We start from the raw sequence: 18,663 nt of genomic DNA, 5'->3' as shown, positions 1-18,663 counted from the left end.
AGCAATGCATGCTACTAACGTCGGGACCAAACCATGCACAAGCGACTGATTGACGAAAACCCGCAGCTCACTGCTGCGGCAGACTGGCTCAAGCTCGACGAACTGGCAGAGGTCGAAATCAGTTCGGAGGATGCCCGGCATCCGATCGAATCGGCACTCTTGGCTGGAGCAGGCAGCGGTTGGCGTGCCGCCGTTCCCGGCAAGCAGACCATCCGCCTGCTTTTTGCACAACCGCAGCAGCTTCGCCGAATCCGCGTCCGCTTTGTCGAGACCGCCATGCAGCGTACGCAGGAGTATCTGCTGCGCTGGTCTGGCGACGCCGGGCAATCGTTCCGCGAAATCGTGCGTCAACAGTGGAATTTCAGCCCGGAAGGTTCAGTGACTCAAACCGAGGAACATCGGGTCGATCTCTCCGGAGTGACGGTGCTTGAGTTGATCATTACGCCGGATATCGGCAACGAGCACGCGCTCGCTTCGCTGGCAGAACTGCGAATCGCCTGAAGCACTTATCCACTTATCCACTTATCCAGCCGGCAGGCACGCTTGCGCAACCGGCTGGAGTTTCCTGACCTGCATGGATGCCACAATCCTGATGTCTTGAAGAGGCATTCCTGTATCTCTCTTTCGTGCAATAGAGTTCCAGCATGCGGCCGCGTCGCCAACAAGATGCATGCACGCCAACGTCAAGCCCGCCAGCTTGGTACAATGATGAATTGACCGTCCCGCAGGCTCCCGACCATGAAACGCAACCGCTTTACCTCCCGCAAGCGCATTTCGGCTGATGCCACCGAGTTGAGCCGTCTGGCCATAGGTCTTGCCGAATCCGGCAGCAAGCTTGAGGACCTGTTCTGGCAAAACCGTCTCGGCGAACTCGTCGACAAGCTGTTCCATGACGGCGCCGAGGATGACTTCACCGGCTCGCTGGACCGCCTGTTCGACACGCATGCCATGGCGCATGACGATCTTGCAGACACCATCGAGGCGCACGCCGAGTCGTGTGTGCTGTCGCATCTCGGGCAGGAGTTCGACATTCTGCTCTTTGCCGCACCGCTCTTGGCCTGGTCGCGATTTTCGATTCCCACCGTGGCGATCCCGAAGAGCACCCTGCAGACGCTGAAGGTGCACCTCGGCGCGCATGTCTTTGCTGCGGGTGCCCGGCTGGCGCTGGCCGATTATCTGTATAGCCCGGATCAACTGCCGCACAGCTTCGTCGATACCTGGCAACTGATGCAACAACTGGGGATCGCCGCGATGGCCGGCAGCGACATCAGTATCGACGCGTCGAGCATGCCCGAAACCAATCGCTTTCTTTCCGATACCCGTTACCTCGTCGGTGCGCTGGCGGTTCGCCGTGGGCAGCCACTCTTTCGCTGGAACGAGGCCGACAAGAGCACTCGCGAGAGTTCCCTCAGGGAGTGGCTGAAACAGGGCGGACCGTGCTTCGAGGCTCTGCTCACCGGCTGTGCCTATGAGCCCTTGCTGGCTGACGCCTACCACGCCGCCTGCCGGGCGGCCGACAGTGCCTCGCGCCCGTACTCGCTGAACGCTTCGGTGGCGTTTCTGCAAGCCACCCTCGGGCAGCCCGCCGAAAGCCTGCGGGCAGTCATCGGTGGCTTCCACGACAAGCGGCTCGAGGAATACCGGATCGGTTTCGGCCCGAAGGACAGCGACGTGGTTTTTCATGGCGTCGTCTGGCCCTTGCTGGGCATCGAGGATGAAACCACCGATGTCGCCGGCGAGATCGAAACCGCTTTGCGCAAATCCGGCCTCAGGGACGTGGTCGCGCTCGACCAGCAGTTTCCCTACGAGTTCTGTGACGATTGTGGTGCGCCGCTCTATCCGAATATCGACGGCGATACCGTACACGCCGAGATGCCGGAGCAGAACAACGCACCATCACAGACCCTGCATTGAACCGATGATGGGCAATCGCGATCTGCTGCAACGCAGCCTCGACGCCGTCTGGCATCCGTGCACCCAGATGAAGCAGCATGCGGCCGCGTCCGAGGCCCTGCCGCTGCTTCCGATCGCCAGCGGCAAGGGGGTCTGGCTGTATGACTTCGACGGCCGGCGCTACCTCGACGGCATCAGCTCGTGGTGGGTCAACCTCTTCGGCCACTGCCATCCGCGCATCAATGCGGCGCTGCGCGAGCAGCTCGATGAACTCGAACATGTCATCCTCGCCGGCTGCACGCACCGGCCGGTGGTCGAGCTTTCCGAGCGGCTGTCGGTACTCGCCGGCGGCATGCTCGGCCATTGTTTCTATGCTTCCGACGGCGCTTCGGCAACCGAAATCGCGCTCAAGATGTCTTTCCACTCCTGGCAGAACCGCGGTCGCCAGGACAAGCAGGAATTCCTGTGCCTGACCGGCAGCTATCACGGCGAGACCATCGGTGCGCTCGCGGTCACCGACGTCGCCTTGTTCAAGGACGCCTACGCGCCGCTGATCCGCCCGGCCAGCACCGTGCCGACGCCCGATGCACGCCTCGCCGAGGCGGGGGAAACCCCGGTCGAGGTCGCCCGCCGCGCGGCCGCCGCACTCGAGAGCCATCTCGAACGACACCATCCGCGCATTGCCGCGCTGATCGTCGAGCCGCTGATCCAGTGTGCCAGCGGCATGGCGATGTACGATCCGGAATACCTGCGCCTGGCGCGTGCCCTCTGCGACCGCTACCAGGTGCATCTGATCTGTGACGAGATCGCCGTCGGTTGTGGGCGTACCGGCACCTTCTTTGCCCATCAGCAGGCGGCGATCCAGCCGGACTTCCTCTGCCTGTCGAAAGGCATCTCCGGCGGCTACCTGCCGCTGTCGATCGTCATGACCAGCGATGCGGTCTACGCCGATTTTTATGACGATCAGATCAGCCGCGGCTTTCTCCACTCGCACTCCTACACCGGCAACGCGCTGGCCTGCCGGGCGGCCCTGGCAACCCTCGACCTCTTCGCCGACGAGCAGGTGATCGACGCCAATCGCAGCCTCGCCGAGCATCTCGGCAACTGCCTGGCACCGCTGGCCGGTCACCCGCAGGTGCGCCACCTCCGCCAGCGTGGCATGATCGCTGCGTTCGACGTGCACACCGACGATCCGGAGTTCTCGCAACGTTTCTACCGGCAGGCCCTGGCCAACGAAATCCTGCTGCGACCGATCGGCAATACCGTCTATTTCATGCCGCCCTACGTGATCAGCCGCGATCAATGCGCGTTCCTCGTGGATCGCGCCCGCGCTGCACTCGAGGCGGCGCTCGGCAGATGATCTGGGAAGAACTGCAAAGCGAACTCGATACTCTGCAGCGTGACGGTCTCAAACGCCACCGCCGGACTCTCGAATGCCCTTGCGGACCGCTAGCCCGGCTTGACGGCCGCTCACTGCTCAGCTTCTGCAGCAACGATTACCTCGGCCTGGCCAATGACCCGGCGCTGGTCGAAGCCGCCTGCGCCGGTGCCAGGGCCTGGGGCGTCGGCAGCGGCGCTTCGCATCTGGTCAGCGGCCATCTCGGCGCACACGCAGTGCTCGAGGAGAAGCTCGCCGCGTTCACCGGTTTTGCACGCGCCCTGCTCTTCTCGACTGGCTACCTGGCCAACCTGGGGATCGTTCCGGCGCTGGTCGGGCGTCACGACGCGGTGTTCTCCGACCGGCTCAACCATGCCTCCCTGATCGACGCCGTGCAGCTCTCGCGCGCCGACAGCCAGCGCTACCCGCACGGCGATCTGACGGTACTCGAACGTCTGCTCGCCGCGAGCCCGGCCAGACGCAAGCTGATCCTCAGCGACGCGGTGTTCAGCATGGACGGCGATCTCGCTCCCCTGCCCGGCCTGCTGGCGCTCGCCGAGCGCTTCGATGCCTGGCTGGTGGTCGACGACGCGCATGGTTTCGGCGTTCTCGGTCGGCAGGGACGCGGCAGCCTTGATCATTTCAACCTTCCTGCGGCCAGGCGCCTCGTCTATATGGGCACCCTCGGCAAGGCAGCGGGCGCTGCCGGTGCTTTCGTCGCCGGTGACGCGACGGTGATCGAATGGCTGGAGCAGCGGGCGCGAAGCTACATTTTTACCACCGCCGCCAGCCCGATCATCGCCTGCGCGCTGACCGCCAGTCTCGACCTGATCGCTGCCGGCGATGCCCGTCGTCAGCATCTGTGGCAACTCGTCGCGCAGTTGCGCGCTGGACTCGCAGACACGCGCTGGCAGCTACTGCCTTCACCGACGGCGATCCAGCCGGTGATCATCGGCGACAACCATGATGCCCTGCGGGTCGCCAGCGCGCTTTTCGAGCGAGCCCTGTGGGTACCGGCGATCCGGCCGCCGACGGTGCCCAGGGGAAGCGCGCGTCTACGCGTGTCGCTGACCGCGGCCCACAGCGAAGCCGATCTGGCCCGCCTGGTCGACGCCTTGCGAGCGCTGGCATGAGCGTGCTCATCGGCAAGGATCCCGAACTCGCGCTGGTGCACGGCTGGGGGCTCGGCAGCGCCGTCTGGCAGCCGCTGCTCGTGTCCTTGTCGCGATCCTGCCGGGTGCACCCCGTCGATCTCCCCGGCTACGGCCAGTCACCGGCCAGCGATGCAGATTTCACCGAGACGGCACGGAGCCTGATCGATGCGCTCCCTGATTCGGTGATCCTCTGTGGCTGGTCACTCGGTGCCATGCTGGCCATGCGCGCCGCCCTGCTCGCACCGCAACGCGTCGCCGGCCTGGTGCTGGTCGGCGCCAGCGCCAGTTTCGTCCAGCGCGGCAACTGGCAGCAGGCGCAGGCACCGGAATTGCTCGACAGCTTCTCGGAGAATATCCGGCAGCAACCGGAACAGACCCTGCAGCGTTTCGTCGGGCTGCTGAACCAGGGCGACGAGCAGGCGCGGGCGCTTGGCCGCACGCTGCGCGCCGGCCTGCGCGCCGGCCGACTGCCTGACCCGGAAACGCTGCGCCGCGGCCTCGACTGGCTTCGGGACCTCGACCTGCGTTTGCTACTGCCGAAGATTGCGACACCGAGCCTGCTCATCCATGGTGACCAGGACACGCTCAACCCGCTCGCGGCGGCGAAGTCCATGGCGAAAGCGATGCCGAACGCCCGCCTGGAGGTGTTCGCCGGCGCCGCACACGCACCCTTCCTTGCCGATCCCGATCGCTTCGTAGCCCTGCTGGACGATTTCTGCCATGCCCGAACCGCCTCCTAGGCAGCGTGTCCGCGAATCCTTCGATCGCGCCGCAGCCTCCTATGACGATGCTGCAGTGCTGCAGCGACAGGTCTGCGAATCGCTGCTGGCAGGTTTTACACCGACTCCGGAACCGACCAGCATCCTCGACGCCGGCTGCGGTACCGGCTACGGCGCCCGCCTGTTGCGCAACCGCTGGCCAGATGCGACGATTACCGCGGTAGACTTCGCGCCAGCGATGCTGGCCCGGGCACGCCAGGACGCCGACCTTTGCCTTGCTGCCGACATCGAGGCCCTGCCCTGCCAGGCGGACTGTTATACGACCTGGTGGTCGAACCTGACCGTGCAGTGGTGCGCTGTCGGCCCCGTTTTCCGGGAAGCGCGGCGCGTCCTTCGCCCAGGTGGACAACTGGCGCTGAGTACGCTCGGTCCCGGCACCTTCGACGAACTGCGCGTGGCCTTCAGCGGCATCGACCGCCACCGCCACACCCTTACTTTCAGCGAACCAGCGACGATCGAAGCAGCGCTGGCGGGTGCCGGCTTCTGCGAAATCCGCCTGCACCGCGAGACCATCAGCCTGCACTACCCCGACCTGAAAACCCTGTTGCGTGCGGTCAAGGACATCGGCGCCAACTCGGTCGGCGAAGGTGCGCGCAGCGGCCTGCTCGGGCGTGCCGCCTGGCAGCGGGTACAGACCGCCTACGAAGCGCACCGCACGGCGGCCGGTCTGCCGGCACGTTACGACGTGATTCTTGCCTACGCCAGAAAATGACAGACCCACGCGGCTGGTTCATCACCGGCACCGATACCGAGATCGGCAAGACTTTTGTCGCCTGCGCGCTGCTGCACGCCTGCCGTCAGGCCGGGCTGAGCGCAGTGGCGATGAAGCCGGTCGCCGCCGGTCTCGATGAGCAGGGTCGCAACGAGGACGTCGAACGCCTGCTCGCGGCTTCGTCGATCGAGCCCGCACGTTCGCTGGTCAATCCCTACGGATTCGGCGCTGCGATCGCGCCGCACATCGCCGCCGCAGAGGAAGGCCGTTGCATCGAGCTGCCGCACATCGCCGCGTCTTTTGCTAAGCTGCAGACCCTCGCCGACGTGGTTCTCGTCGAGGGGGTCGGCGGTTTCCGTGTGCCGCTCGGCACCGACTGCGACACCGCCGATCTGGCGGTCATGCTTCGCTTGCCGGTGATTCTCGTCGTCGGCATGCGCCTCGGGTGCATCAACCATGCGCTGCTGACCCAGCAGGCGATCGCTGCCTGCGCTCTGCCGCTGGCTGGCTGGGTGGCCAACCGCATCGATCCGGCGATGTCCCATTTCAGCGAGAACCTGGCGGCACTGCAACAACGGCTGGCAGCGCCGCTGCTCGGCGTCGTCGCACATGGCACGACACCCGCAGAAGCCGCGCGCAGTCTGCGGTTACCGGCTATGGGACTGCCTTTGCCGCCATCGCCGGTCTAACGGTCATGACTTTTCCAGGCACCCCCGATCATGAAAATCATGACCGTTTCCCTCTCCCCCGACCCCTCCCCCGCAAGTGGAGAGGGGAGTTTCGTGAGTTGCTGACGCGACTTTCACATTAAAGACCGGGCACGTAGGTCGGGTTAGCGCAGCGTAACCCGACCTACTCAGAAAGCGAAGATCAGGTGCGTTCGAAAATCACCGCAATGCCCTGCCCGCCACCGATGCACATGGTGACCAGCGCATACTTGCCGCCGATACGTTGCAATTCGTAGATCGCTTTCGTCGCGATGAAAGCGCCCGAGCAGCCGACCGGGTGGCCGAGGGCGATTGCCCCACCATTCGGATTGGTTTTCACCGGGTCGAGGCCGAGCCCCTTGTTGACCGCAATGGCTTGCGCGGCAAAGGCTTCGTTGGACTCGATGACGTCCATCTGATCGAGCGTCAGGCCGGCCTTCTTGAGCACCGCTTTTGTCGCCGGGATCGGACCTTCGCCCATGAGTTCGTTCGGCACACCGGCAACGGCGTAGGCAACGAGACGGGCAATCGGCTTCTGACCAGCACTGGCGGCGACGTCGGCAGCGGTGAGCACCATAAAGGCGGCACCGTCATTGATTCCGGAGGCATTGCCGGCGGTCACTGTCCCGTCCTTGCTGAAAGCGGGTTTCATCTTGGCCAGGGTTTCGATCGTCGTCGCCGGTTTGACATGTTCATCGGTATCGAACACGACATCGCCCTTGCGGGTTTTCATGACGATCGGAACGATCTGCGACTTGAAGCGGCCCTCGGCGATGGCAGCGGCAGCACGGCGATGCGACTCGGCGGACAAGGCGTCCTGCTCTTCACGGCTGATATGCCACTTGCTGGCGAGATTCTCTGCAGTGACGCCCATGTGACCCGCACCGAACGGGTCGTTGAGCGTGGCGACCATCATGTCGATGGCCTTGGTGTCGCCCATGCGGGCACCACTGCGCATCGCCGTCAACATGTAGGAACCACGTGACATGACTTCGACACCACCGCCGATACCATAGTCGGCGTCGCCGAGCATGATGTTCTGGGCAGTCGTCACGATGCCCTGCAGGCCCGATGCGCACAGACGGTTGACGGCCATGGCCACCGAATCCATCGACAAACCAGCCTGGATCGAGGCGACGCGGGCCACATAGGCAAAGCGCGAATCGGTCGGAATGCAATTGCCGACCGTCACGTAAGTGATTTGCTGCGGATCGACACCGGAACGGGCGATCGACTCCTTCATCACGGTGCCGGCCAGCTCATGCGGCTCCATATTGGCGAGCGAACCACCGAAGGTGCCAATGGCTGAACGGACCGCGCTTAGTACAACTACTTCTCTGCTCATGAAGAAACTCCTGTAAATAATCGATCAACCGCCTACCAGACTGGCAAGCCTCATCAAAAACAAGCACCGCAGCAGCGCACGCCAGACATCACGAAATCCGCAGCAGCAAGCCGCGCCGGCAGCCAGTCAATGATAGCAAAGGTTCGCCGTGCAAAGCTTCTGAAATTGCCCTCTTCGGAAATCACTCCCGCGTCGCTCCGCGCATGCGAAGCGCCAGCCGAATGTCAGTATAATGGCGGAAATGGATCTGTCGTCAGTCTTCAGCAAAACTCCCAAAGGCATCGAGGAGATCTCTACCCGCGCGAGCCACCTCCCTTTTCGCATGCGCGCCATGTTGATCATGGTCGATGGGCAGCGTACCGGAAACCAGTTGCTGGCCTTTGGCGCCTCCGTCACCGAGGGCGCACAGCAACTGGCTGCCCTGCTGGATGGCGGGTTCGTGCAGGTACAGGCGCTGGGGAGCAAAGCAGCCGTTCGGCGACCACCACCACCAGCCGACGAGGACATCAGCCTCGCCAAAAGCTACACCGTCCGATCTTTGCAGGAATTGCTGGGTTCGCAGGCAGGCACACTGATCGCCGAGATCGAGCAGGCAGAGACCGCCGACGATCTCCGCAAGAAGGTCGGAAAACTCCGTGCAGCGCTGCGCGCTGCACCCGACCAGAACAAGGCGAAGCAGTTTCTGGTGAAACTCGCGCTGGTGCTCGATTGATCACCCCTTGGCAAGTGCCCTCCAGAGGGACAGAATGATCCCTGCTGTCGCTCCCCAGATGAAGTACTCTCGGTATGGTATCGCGGTGTAGTGACGAAGCCTGCCGCGGTAGTGGAGCGAATGCTGCTGGTGGTTGGCGGAATCCAGCAGAAAAGCCAGCGGCACCTCGAATGCCTCGGCCACCTCGAACGCGTCGAGCTGCAACTCGAAGGGCGGGTTCACCAGAGCCACCACCGGGGTGACCCGAAAGCCGGTACTGGTGAGGTATTCCGGCAGGTAGCCGGCGACTTCGACATGCTCGGCGGCCAGACCGATCTCCTCGGCTGCCTCGCGCAAGGCCGTATGCGCCGGCGAAGTGTCCGTCGGCTCGCGCCGCCCGCCCGGGAAACTGATCTGCCCGGGATGATCCTTCAGATGCGCGGTGCGCTGCGTCAGCAATACCGTCGGCCCAGCGATGCGTCGAACGATCGGGAAGAGCACGGCGGCCGGCAGCAATTCCTCATCACCGACACCGTCTTCGAGCACCATCGTCGCCAGCGCAGGCTCGCGGTGCAGAACCTGGCGTACTCGGTCGAGGTCCACGACGCCGCTGCCGGCTGTTGACCCGAACGCTGACCCGATCGCAGGCTCGAGCAGGGCCTCAGGTACGGACACGCACTTCCTTCTCGATCTCGGCACGCACCGCGGCCAGCGCGTCGCGCAAGGTTTCTTCGGGCAGGGCATTGAGCGAGCTCGAAACCAGATTCGCGGACTTGATGGCTCCCTGCGGCAGCAGACTGCTGTCCAGAGAGGCGACCAGTGCGGCAGTTGCACCGACGACCTGCAGTAGCCTCTGCCGCTCGCCCATCAAGAGTTCGAGTTCGTGGCCCAACATCGATACTTTTTCGTCGCGGTGAGGCATATTCGACTTCTCCTAGTAGCGCTTCCTGAGAGTCATGGTCTGACCATCGCGCTGCATTTCCATCCGGTTCAGGAAACTCATGCCCAGCAGGGCAAACGGCAGATCCTGCTGATGCACCAGGGCATCGACATTATTCAGGACAATCTCGCCAACCCGTACCGTATCCAGCTTGACATGAATCACCGACGCCGGGCCATTGGCCGTATTGGTGATCCCCCGCTGTCCTTTGCTGGCGTCAATCCCGATGCGCCGCGCATCGCCGGCACCGAGCGAGATCATTGTGGCACCGGTATCCACAAGAAAGCGAATGGTCGTTCCGTTGATGTTTCCCGTGGTCAGAAAGTGGCCACTGCCGTCAGCCGTCAAGACCGCCTTGCCACCCCCATCGCCCGAGGGTTGCGACGCGACGTTCTGCCCAACCCGCAGGATACGCTTCTTTCCGTCGATCTCGATAGTGGCGGTGTCATTATCGACCGAAAGCACCTTGACGCCTTCGTCGGTTTTCGCGCCGACGGCCACGGTTCGCGGCGCCCCACCATTGATGGTCAGCAAAGCCTTTCCTGGAAAGACACCGGCCAGCCCGACGTCAGCCGCCAGTGCAGGCCAGTAGAGCGTGCACAATGACAGGCAGAGTATCTGCCGAATCGCCGTCCAGCCGCAACGCCAGCGGCCACCCCGGCGAATGCAGTGCTCGACCATAACGTACTCTGCAGGCAAGCCTGGCGGAATCAGCGGTAAACGAGCACCGGAATCTTCGAGTGCGTCAGCACCTTGTTGGTTTCGCTGCCGAGCAACAGGGCGGTGATACCGCGACGACCATGCGAGGCCATGAAAATCAGGTCGCAGCCGGCTTCGGTCGCAGCGTCGATGATCGCCTGATAGGGAACGTCACTGGTCAGCGACAGCTTGGCGACCTGGACACCCTCGGCCGCGCCGAGTTCGACGACGAAATCCAGCGTCTGCTGGGCTTGTTGCTCAGCAAGTTCGGCAAACTTCTCGGGCGTCGTCGGGTCGATCAGCGCCCCTTCACCATAATAAGTGACCGGGTATTCCGGTTTGGCGAAGAACGCCGTAATGCGCGCGCCAGTCTCCTTGGCGAAGGAAATTGCCCGACGGGCAGTGTCTTGGGAAAGCTCGGAGCCGTCGGTAGGGACAAGGATGTGTTTGAACATGGCATTTCCTCCACAGAGAATTCATTTTAGTTGATATTGGTCATGGTTGGCGGCAAGCATCCGCCAGACAATGATAGTGTTAATTCAGCGAGGTTTCTGCATGCACACGATCACGAATTTCATGGCCAACGATCATCGCTCTTGTGACCATCTGATGGTCGCGGTCGAGCAGGCTGTCGCCAGCGGCGACTGGGAACTGGCGAGGACCGGATTCGGTCGTTTTCAGGAGGCGATGCAGGATCATTTCGCGGCCGAAGAATCGCTCCTCTTTCCGCTCTTTGAACAGAGCACCGGCATGTACCGGGGGCCTACGCAGGTGATGCGCGGCGAGCATGCGCAGATGCGACAATTGCTCGCCGCCGCCGCAGCGGCGCTGGCCGAGCAGGACGCAGACGATTATACTGGCACTGCCGAAACGCTGTTGATCATGATGCAGCAACATAACCTCAAGGAAGAGAACGTGCTTTATCCGATGTGTGATCAACATCTGGCCGATCAGGTCGAAGCCTTGCTGCCGGAACTGCAGAAGCAGCTCACCGGATCCGAAAAAGTCCCGACATGACCAGGATCGATGCCGACATCGTCATCGACGCGCGCGGCCTCGAACCGCCCGAGCCGATGCTGCGCAGCATGGAAGCGCTCGATCAACTGGGCACCACCCAGAAACTCCTGGTGCTGCTCCCCCGCGAACCTTACCCGCTCTACCGGGCGCTCGAGATCAATGGCTTCTCCTGGCAGACGGCGTACCGGCCTGACGGCACGGTGGAAGTCCTGATCCAGCATAAACCATAAATATTCAATGCAGGCGCTGCTGTCGTTTGACCAGGCGCCGCCGTTTGCCGCACCGTTCCGCTTTTTTCTCACTGCTCCGCTGTTCGCCCTGCTCGCCGGCATGCTTCTGTTGTGGAGCGGGCCGGAACTGTGGGCCTCGCGCTGGACACCCGCAGCGCTGGCACTGACGCATCTGATCAGCGCCGGATTCATGCTGCAGGTGATGCTCGGGGCGATGATCCAGATTCTGCCGGTAGTGGCCGGAGCGAACATCGCGCAACCGCTGCTGCTGGCGACCCTGGTGCATGTCGCGCTCACCTCGGGTGCGCTGCTGCTGGCCGCAGGCTTTCTGACTTCCGAGCCACTTGCATTCCGCCTGGCGGCGCTGCTGCTGGGCAGCGGCGTGGCACTCTTCCTTGGCGCCGCTGGCCATGCTCTGTACGGGGTGGCATCGAGCAATCCCACCATTCGCGGCATGAAAATGGCATTACCCGGTCTGGGCATGACCGTCGGCCTCGGAATGCTGCTGGCAATGGCGCTCGCCGGATCGTTGACCGTGCCGCTGCTGCAATTGACGTCGATTCACCTTGCCTGGGGCTTCGTCGGCTGGAGCGTCCTCTTGCTGGCGAGCGTCGCCTTCGTGGTCGTACCGATGTTCCAGATCACGCCGCCCTATCCGGCCTGGTTCACGGGCCGCTTCGCCGGCTCCCTGCTGGCGCTGTTGTGCCTGTGGAGTATCGCTGCGGGCGCTGGCTGGGAATGGCCGGCAGCGCTGCTGGCAGACGCAGTGCTGCTGACAGTTGCCGCACTGGCGGTGCTGACGCTGCAACTCCAGAGCCGCAGCAAGCGCACCCGCTTCGACGCGACCCAGCATTACTGGCGACTGGCGATGCGGTGCACGCTGGCCAGCTGCGTGCTGTCGCTGGCGGCAAACCATCTGCCGGTACTCGCCGAGGAGCAGGAATGGTCGCTGCTCTGCGGTGTGCTGGCACTGTTTGGCGGTGGCCTGTCGGTGATGATCGGCATGCTCTACAAGATCGTTCCTTTTCTGGTCTGGTTGCACCTGCAGAATCTGGGCGGTGGACGGGTGCTGGCACCGAACATGAACAAGGTGATCGCCGCGCGTCAGATCGACCGGCAGATGTACGCCCACTTCCTGGCGCTGGCCTTGCTGCTGGCCACCGCGTTCTGGCCCGGGTACTTCAGTTATCCGGCCGGACTCGCGCTGCTGCTCGCCAACGCCTGGCTGCTGCGCAACCTGCTGACCGCCCGTGCGTGTTATCGGCAGCAGCGCTTGAAGATCGCCATCCGAGCTGCGTCCACGCCCGCCGAGCAAGGCCCTCGATGAGCTACCTGTTCCTGAAACATCTACACATTGGCTGTGTCGTGCTCAGCGGTGCCGGCTTCCTCCTGCGTGGTTTGTGGATGCTGGCGGACTCCTCCTGGCTGCAGCGACCAGGAATACGGGTATTGCCTCATCTGGTGGACACCGTCCTGCTGACCAGCGCGATCGCCCTGGCCGTGCTCAGCGGTCAATATCCCTTCGCCGCCGCCTGGTTGACCGCCAAGCTGGCCGGTCTGCTGATCTACATCGGCTGTGGGACGATGGCACTCAAACGCGCGCGCAGCAAGGCGCAGAGAGCCGTCTTTCTGGTCGCCGCAGTCACTGCATTTGCCTACATCGTTGCCGTGGCCTTGACGCGCAGCCCCTATGGCTTCATGGCCTAGCTGGCCTGAAGCGACTACTGCCTAAGTACGCTGGTGAGTCATCAGTTTTTTCAGGCCTTCGGTATGGAGAATCCGGATTTTTCTTTGATGCACGGCGAGCAGCCCTTCTTCCTGGAAATGCGAAAAGGTGCGACTGACGGTTTCCAGTTTGAGGCCGAGGTAGCTGCCGATTTCGTCGCGCGACATGCGCAGATTGAATTCGGCAGGCGAGTAGCCGCGGGCCTTGAAACGTTGCGAGAGATTGAGGAGAAATGCCGCCAGACGTTCCTCGGCGCGCATTGTCCCGAGCAACATCATCACCCCGTGGTCGCGAACGATCTCGCGGCTCATCACCTTGTGGAAGTGATGCTGCAGGGTGTGGATTTGTCTCGACAGCCCTTCGAGATGCGAGAAGGGAATCGCGCAGACTTCACTGTCTTCGAGGGCAATGGCATTACAGGTATGAATTTCGCTGCTGATGCCGTCAAGGCCGAGCAACTCGCCGGTCATCTGAAAACCTGTGACCTGATCACGGCCATCCTCGATCAGCACGTCGGTCTTGAAAAAACCGCTGCGCACCGCGTAGATCGATTCGAAGACCTGCCCGGCGCGATAGAGATAATCGCCTCGTTTCAGTCGCCGGCGCGCGGAAACCAGTTCGTCGAGCTTTTTCAGTTCCTCCGGAGCGAGGCCGATGGGGAGGCACAGCTCGCGGAGGTTACAGTTCGAACAGGCGGTTTTCACGATTTCAAAGGCCAGCCTCGCAGTCGCGGCATCTTTGGACATCTGATCTTTTTTCTCTTCGTGAGTCGCATACGCGACTTTCACATTAACCCTGCGTTTGATCCACGTCAACCCGACGGCATCGCCTCGGCCCGATAATGCAGACAACAATTAGTGTCGTGGGAACATGAACTCTGCCGCAGGCAACCTGGTTTTTGATCCTCAGATCATCCGCCGTTTCGACATCAACGGTCCGCGCTACACGTCGTATCCGACCGCAGACCGCTTCGTTGAAGCCTTTGGCGCGGAGGCCTCCAGACTCTGGCTCGGCAAGCGCAATATTGGCGCCATCAGCCGGCAGCTGTCATTGTACTTCCACATTCCCTTCTGCAACACCATCTGCTATTACTGCGCGTGTAACAAGATCATCACCAAGGACCACGGCCGTTCCGCCAAATACCTGAAATACCTGGCACGCGAACTGGCACTGCAGAGCAGCTATCTCGAAGGCGGCGATCAGGAAGTGGCACAGTTGCACTGGGGAGGCGGTACGCCGACCTTTTTGTCACACGACGAGATGCGTCAGTTGATGGCCGCGACACGCAGGCACTTCAGACTGATCGAGGGTGGCGAGTACTCGATCGAAGTCGATCCGCGCAAGGTGGATCGCGCCACCGTCGAACTGCTCGGCGACCTGGGTTTCAATCGCATGAGCGTCGGCGTGCAGGATTTCGATGCGAGCGTCCAGTTGGCCGTGAACCGTGTGCAGAGCGAGGAAGAAACCTGCGCCGTCATCGACGCAGCACGCGCCACCGGCTTCAAGTCGATCAGCGTCGACCTGATCTACGGCCTGCCGAAGCAGACGGTGATGGGCTTCGGCCGCACCCTCGAGCGCGTGATCGAACTTGGTCCGGATCGCGTCTCGATCTATAACTATGCCCACCTGCCCAGCCTGTTCAAGCCGCAACGCCGCATCCTGGAGTCGGACATGCCCTCCGCCGACGCGCGTCTGCAGATTCTTGCCCTGGCGATTCGCAGGATGACCGATGCGGGCTATGTCTACATCGGCATGGACCACTTCGCGAAACCCGACGATGAACTCGCGGTCGCGCAGCGGCAGGGCAGACTGCACCGCAACTTCCAGGGATATTCGACGCATTCGGACTGCGATCTGCTGGCCTTCGGCATCTCGTCGATCAGCAAGGTCGGACCCACGTACAGTCAGAACGTGAAGACCCTCGACGAATACTACGACCGGCTGGACAGCGGCACCCTGCCGGTCTACCGCGGCATCGAGCTGAACGCGGATGACCTGCTGCGGCGTTCGATCATTCAATCGCTGATGTGCCATTTCGAACTGTCGATCGAGTCGATCGAAATTGCCCACCTGATCGACTTCAAGACCTATTTCGCCACCGAACTCGGCGACCTCCACGAAATGGTCGACGCCGGCCTGGTTCGTGTCGACGACAAATGGATCAGCGTGCTGCCGCGCGGCCGTATGCTGGTCAGAGCGATCTCGATGGTCTTCGACCGCTATCTGCGCGCCGACCGACAGCGTACCCGCTACTCGAAGGTGATCTGAACGCGGCAGGCAGAACCGCTGCCGAGTCTCGTAACGATGACCCGAACAACGGGCGATCAGCCGGAAGGAGTAGAATCGGCGTACTGCCTGCCCGGCGCTACCACTTGCCACGAACGGTCATGACCTATTTGGGCACCCCCGATCATGAAAGTCATGAGTCGCTGACGCGACTTTCACACTGATGCCTGAATCCAGCTATCTTGCCCTGTTGTTGATCGGTCTGCTGGGGGGTACGCACTGCGTCGGGATGTGCGGCGGCATCGTCGGCGCGCTGTCGATGGGTGCCCCTGCAAGCATCGCCCTGCATCTGGCGTACAACAGCGGCCGCATCGTCAGCTATGCCACCGCCGGCGCCATGGCCGGTGCGCTCGGAGAAGCCGGCATGGCCCTGTCCGGTCAATGGCCGGTTCGCACCGTCCTTTACCTGCTCGCCAACGCGATGTTGATCGCGCTGGGTCTCTACCTGATGGGCGTCACCCGGGCGCTGGCATTCAGCGAGCGCTGCGGCCAGAAGCTGTGGCGGCATCTGCAACCGCTGAGCCGCCGCTATCTGCCTGCACGCACCGTGGCGCAGGCCTTTCCGCTCGGTCTGCTGTGGGGTTGGCTGCCCTGCGGGCTGGTCTATAGTGCCCTGGCAACCGCCCTCACCAGCGGTTCTACGGTGCATGGGGCCGGCCTGATGCTGGCCTTCGGCGTCGGCACCCTGCCCAATCTGCTGCTCGCCGGTCTGCTCGCCGCCCGCCTCCAGGCCTATGCCATGAAACCAGGGGTCCGGCTGGCTTGCGGCCTGCTGATTCTCGGTTTTGGCATCTGGGGACTGCTCGGGGTGCTGGGACTGGCGCCACAGGTGCTCCGCAGCGGATGAGCGAATCAGGCCCCGATTCTCGGCTGCCCAGCGACCTGCCGCCGCAGACTCTTGAGCTGGCCATCGCCGGCATGAGCTGCGCGGCCTGCTCGGCACGGCTGGAAAAAATGCTCAACCGTCTGCCTGGGGTAGACGCGGTAGTCAATCTGGCGACCGAGCGAGCGACGGTTCGTTACCTTCCCGGCGTCGTCGCGCCAGCGCTACTGATCGCCACCGTCGAGCGCGCCGGCTTCACTGGCCGTTTGGCCGATGATCGTTCTCAGGCGGACGAAAAGGCAAGAAAACGCGCCAGCGAGCGGGCCGAATTGCGTCGTTTCTGGATCTCGGCCGCGCTGACGCTGCCGCTGACCGCGCAAATGCTGAGCATGTTCGATGCCGACGTTCACGCTCACCAGGATTTCCTGCCTCGCTGGCTGCAACTGCTGCTGGCGACACCGGTACAATTCTGGATCGGCTGGCGTTTTTACGATGGCGCCTGGAAAGCCTTGCGCGCTGGCGGTGCCAATATGGACGTGCTGGTCGCGCTCGGTACCAGCATGGCTTACGGCTTCAGCCTGGTCGTCACCCTGTCGCATGCTGCCGACCTGCATGTCTATTTCGAGGCCTCGGCGGCAGTGATCACGCTGGTGCTGCTCGGCAAGCTGCTCGAGGCACGCGCCAAGGCAAAGACCAGCGAGGCCATCGAGGCGCTGATCCGCCTGCAACCGAAAACGGCCCGTGTCGAACGCGACGGACGACTGCTCGACATCGACGCCGCTCTGCTGGTGCCAGGGGACATCTTCATTGTCCGTCCCGGCGAAAGCCTGCCGGTCGACGGCGAGGTGATCGACGGTTCGTCGAACGTCAATGAAGCCATGCTCACCGGTGAAAGCATGCCGCTGGCCAAGCGCCGCGGCGACCGCGTCTTTGCCGCCACCGCCAACGGGGAGGGAATGCTGCGTTGCCGGGCCAGCAGCGTTGGCGAGCACACCCTGCTCGCCGGAATCATTTGCATGGTGGCCGAAGCGCAGGGGTCGAAAGCGCCGGTGCAGAGACTCGCTGACCGGGTTTCGGCAATATTTGTACCGGTCGTCTGCGCCATCGCCCTGCTTACCTTGATCGCCTGGTGGGCTTTTTCCGGCGTTTTCAGCAGCGCGCTGGTCAATGCCGTGGCGGTGCTGGTGATTGCCTGTCCCTGCGCCCTCGGGCTGGCCACGCCGACGGCGATCATGGTCGCCAGCGGTCAGGGCGCCGCAGCCGGCATCCTGGTCAGGAATGCCGAAGCGCTCGAGCGCGCCGAGAAGGTCAGCATACTGGCGATCGACAAGACCGGCACCCTGACGCGCGGCGAACCGCTCGTCACCGATCTTGTCCCTTTGGCGGCGTCGGCCGAGGAAGCGCTGGCGCTGGCTGCTGGCCTGGAACAGGGATCGGAACATCCGCTGGGGCGGGCCATCCTGCAGCACGCACAGGCCGCCGGGACGGTCTTGCCGGAACTTGACGAGTTTCAGGCGATTCCCGGTCGCGGCGTCGAAGGCCGGGTCGCCGGGCGCCGGCTGCGGCTGGCCGCGCTGGACGGCTGCCACGGCCTGGCCTTGCCGGAGGAGTTGGTCAATACCCTGCAGCGCGCCGGCAAGACCGTCGTGGTCCTGATGGAGAAGCGCATCACCCCATCTGCCGGAGACGATGGCTTCCTTGCACTGGCGCTCCTGGCCATCGCCGACCCACTGCGCGAAACCTCGCGTGCCGCCGTGGCTCGTCTCAAGGGCATGGGAATCCGCGTCGTGATGCTGACCGGTGACCATCTCGAAACCGCCACGGCGATTGCCCAGGAGACCGGTATCGATGATTTCCACGCCGGCATCCTGCCCGCGGACAAGGCGGCGGCGGTCAATGCGCTGAAGACCGGCAAGGCGGTGGTGGCGATGGTCGGTGACGGAATCAACGATGCGCCGGCACTGGCGGCCGCCGACGTCAGCTTCGCCATCGGGGCCGGATCCGATGCCGCCATTGCGGCAGCCGACGTGACGCTGGTGCGCGGCGATCTCAACGGAATCGCCGATGCCATCCTGCTTTCGCGTGCGACGCTACGGAAAATCAGGCAGAATCTGTTCTGCGCGTTCATCTACAATGTGCTCGGCATTCCCTTGGCGGCGCTGGGAATGCTCAATCCGGTGATCGCAGGCGCCGCAATGGCAATGAGTTCGGTCTCGGTGGTGTCCAACTCGCTGCTCCTCAAACGCTGGCGCGCCGGTGGCAAGTAAGGCCAGGCGCCAGACT

The 18,663-nt window shown here is 63.1% G+C and carries 21 protein-coding genes; 15 read left to right on the top strand and 6 right to left on the bottom strand.

Features of this window, described 5'->3' with window-relative positions; translation table 11 throughout:
• The first annotated feature begins 33 nt into the window (after positions 1-33).
• From V5B59_RS24200 to bioD, 7 genes are all read left to right on the top strand, one after another.
• Positions 34-501 (top strand): carbohydrate-binding protein, encoded by a 468-nt coding sequence (locus V5B59_RS24200; RefSeq protein ID WP_034913293.1) that lies wholly within the window; start codon positions 34-36, stop codon positions 499-501.
• 237 nt (positions 502-738) lie between these two features.
• Positions 739-1,914, top strand: coding sequence for a DUF2863 family protein (locus V5B59_RS24195; RefSeq protein ID WP_034913296.1), 1,176 nt, complete (start codon positions 739-741; stop codon positions 1,912-1,914).
• A gap of 7 nt (positions 1,915-1,921) precedes the next feature.
• Positions 1,922-3,253 carry an adenosylmethionine--8-amino-7-oxononanoate transaminase gene (gene bioA, locus V5B59_RS24190; RefSeq protein WP_169071412.1) on the top strand — a complete coding sequence of 444 codons (1,332 nt, stop codon included), beginning with the start codon at positions 1,922-1,924 and terminating at the stop codon, positions 3,251-3,253.
• Positions 3,250-4,404, top strand: coding sequence for an 8-amino-7-oxononanoate synthase (gene bioF, locus V5B59_RS24185; protein ID WP_169071399.1), 1,155 nt, complete (start codon positions 3,250-3,252; stop codon positions 4,402-4,404). The genes bioA and bioF overlap by 4 nt, the downstream gene beginning before the upstream one ends.
• A complete protein-coding gene (locus V5B59_RS24180) occupies positions 4,401-5,165 on the top strand; it encodes an alpha/beta fold hydrolase (protein ID WP_034913306.1) in 765 nt (254 codons plus the stop codon). The genes bioF and V5B59_RS24180 overlap by 4 nt, the downstream gene beginning before the upstream one ends.
• A complete protein-coding gene (bioC, locus tag V5B59_RS24175) occupies positions 5,146-5,916 on the top strand; it encodes a malonyl-ACP O-methyltransferase BioC (RefSeq protein WP_169071400.1) in 771 nt (256 codons plus the stop codon). Before V5B59_RS24180 ends, bioC begins: the two co-directional genes overlap by 20 nt.
• A complete protein-coding gene (gene bioD / locus V5B59_RS24170) occupies positions 5,913-6,605 on the top strand; it encodes a dethiobiotin synthase (protein ID WP_034913311.1) in 693 nt (230 codons plus the stop codon). Before bioC ends, bioD begins: the two co-directional genes overlap by 4 nt.
• Positions 6,606-6,786: 181 nt before the next feature.
• On the opposite strand, the gene V5B59_RS24165 is transcribed toward bioD, so the two are convergent.
• Positions 6,787-7,968 (bottom strand): acetyl-CoA C-acyltransferase family protein, encoded by a 1,182-nt coding sequence (locus tag V5B59_RS24165; protein WP_169071401.1) that lies wholly within the window; start codon positions 7,966-7,968, stop codon positions 6,787-6,789.
• A 241-nt stretch (positions 7,969-8,209) separates the two neighbouring features.
• Here V5B59_RS24165 and V5B59_RS24160 point away from each other — a divergent pair, with 241 nt between their 5' ends.
• Complete coding sequence (locus tag V5B59_RS24160) at positions 8,210-8,680, top strand: hypothetical protein (RefSeq protein ID WP_169071402.1); 471 nt, start codon at positions 8,210-8,212, stop codon at positions 8,678-8,680.
• Here the strand turns inward: V5B59_RS24160 and V5B59_RS24155 are convergent, their stop codons facing one another.
• The 4 genes from V5B59_RS24155 to V5B59_RS24140 all read right to left on the bottom strand — a co-directional run bounded on the left by V5B59_RS24155 (position 8,681) and on the right by V5B59_RS24140 (position 10,753).
• Positions 8,681-9,208 carry a CoA pyrophosphatase gene (locus V5B59_RS24155; protein ID WP_248594992.1) on the bottom strand — a complete coding sequence of 176 codons (528 nt, stop codon included), beginning with the start codon at positions 9,206-9,208 and terminating at the stop codon, positions 8,681-8,683.
• Between the two features lie 112 nt (positions 9,209-9,320).
• Positions 9,321-9,581 (bottom strand): hypothetical protein, encoded by a 261-nt coding sequence (locus tag V5B59_RS24150; protein WP_034913048.1) that lies wholly within the window; start codon positions 9,579-9,581, stop codon positions 9,321-9,323.
• Between the two features lie 12 nt (positions 9,582-9,593).
• Complete coding sequence (locus V5B59_RS24145) at positions 9,594-10,280, bottom strand: retropepsin-like aspartic protease family protein (protein ID WP_169071404.1); 687 nt, start codon at positions 10,278-10,280, stop codon at positions 9,594-9,596.
• A gap of 29 nt (positions 10,281-10,309) precedes the next feature.
• Positions 10,310-10,753, bottom strand: coding sequence for a universal stress protein (locus V5B59_RS24140; RefSeq protein WP_034913051.1), 444 nt, complete (start codon positions 10,751-10,753; stop codon positions 10,310-10,312).
• Positions 10,754-10,853: 100 nt separating this feature from the next.
• On the opposite strand from V5B59_RS24140, the gene V5B59_RS24135 reads away from it, so the two are divergent.
• From V5B59_RS24135 to V5B59_RS24120, 4 genes are read left to right on the top strand one after another with little or no spacing between them, the layout of a single operon-like run.
• Positions 10,854-11,315 carry a hemerythrin domain-containing protein gene (locus V5B59_RS24135; RefSeq protein WP_034913053.1) on the top strand — a complete coding sequence of 154 codons (462 nt, stop codon included), beginning with the start codon at positions 10,854-10,856 and terminating at the stop codon, positions 11,313-11,315.
• The gene (locus V5B59_RS24130; RefSeq protein ID WP_034913056.1) at positions 11,312-11,545 is read left to right on the top strand and encodes a DUF2249 domain-containing protein; all 234 of its coding nucleotides are present in this window, start codon (positions 11,312-11,314) and stop codon (positions 11,543-11,545) included. The genes V5B59_RS24135 and V5B59_RS24130 overlap by 4 nt, the downstream gene beginning before the upstream one ends.
• 7 nt (positions 11,546-11,552) lie before the next feature.
• On the top strand, positions 11,553-12,872 hold the full coding sequence (locus V5B59_RS24125; protein ID WP_169071405.1) for a hypothetical protein: 1,320 nt from the start codon (positions 11,553-11,555) through the stop codon (positions 12,870-12,872).
• On the top strand, positions 12,869-13,252 hold the full coding sequence (locus V5B59_RS24120; RefSeq protein WP_169071406.1) for a SirB2 family protein: 384 nt from the start codon (positions 12,869-12,871) through the stop codon (positions 13,250-13,252). Before V5B59_RS24125 ends, V5B59_RS24120 begins: the two co-directional genes overlap by 4 nt.
• A gap of 21 nt (positions 13,253-13,273) precedes the next feature.
• On the opposite strand, the gene fnr is transcribed toward V5B59_RS24120, so the two are convergent.
• Entirely contained in the window at positions 13,274-14,017 is a 744-nt protein-coding gene (gene fnr, locus V5B59_RS24115) for a fumarate/nitrate reduction transcriptional regulator Fnr (RefSeq protein ID WP_034913074.1), read from the bottom strand.
• A 124-nt stretch (positions 14,018-14,141) separates the two neighbouring features.
• Between fnr and hemN the strand changes: the two genes are divergently transcribed.
• From hemN to V5B59_RS24100, 3 genes are all read left to right on the top strand, one after another.
• Positions 14,142-15,539, top strand: a complete 1,398-nt coding sequence (gene hemN, locus V5B59_RS24110; protein ID WP_169071407.1) for an oxygen-independent coproporphyrinogen III oxidase — start codon at positions 14,142-14,144, stop codon at positions 15,537-15,539.
• 181 nt (positions 15,540-15,720) lie between these two features.
• Positions 15,721-16,404 (top strand): sulfite exporter TauE/SafE family protein, encoded by a 684-nt coding sequence (locus V5B59_RS24105; protein ID WP_169071408.1) that lies wholly within the window; start codon positions 15,721-15,723, stop codon positions 16,402-16,404.
• Positions 16,401-18,647 carry a heavy metal translocating P-type ATPase gene (locus V5B59_RS24100; protein WP_169071409.1) on the top strand — a complete coding sequence of 749 codons (2,247 nt, stop codon included), beginning with the start codon at positions 16,401-16,403 and terminating at the stop codon, positions 18,645-18,647. The genes V5B59_RS24105 and V5B59_RS24100 overlap by 4 nt, the downstream gene beginning before the upstream one ends.
• Positions 18,648-18,663: the final 16 nt, after the last annotated feature.

The organism is Candidatus Accumulibacter contiguus, from assembly GCF_036625285.1.
Lineage (GTDB): Bacteria > Pseudomonadota > Gammaproteobacteria > Burkholderiales > Rhodocyclaceae > Accumulibacter > Accumulibacter contiguus.
The sequence above is the reverse complement of the archived record's forward strand: the minus strand, read 5'-3'. Positions and strand labels throughout refer to the sequence as shown.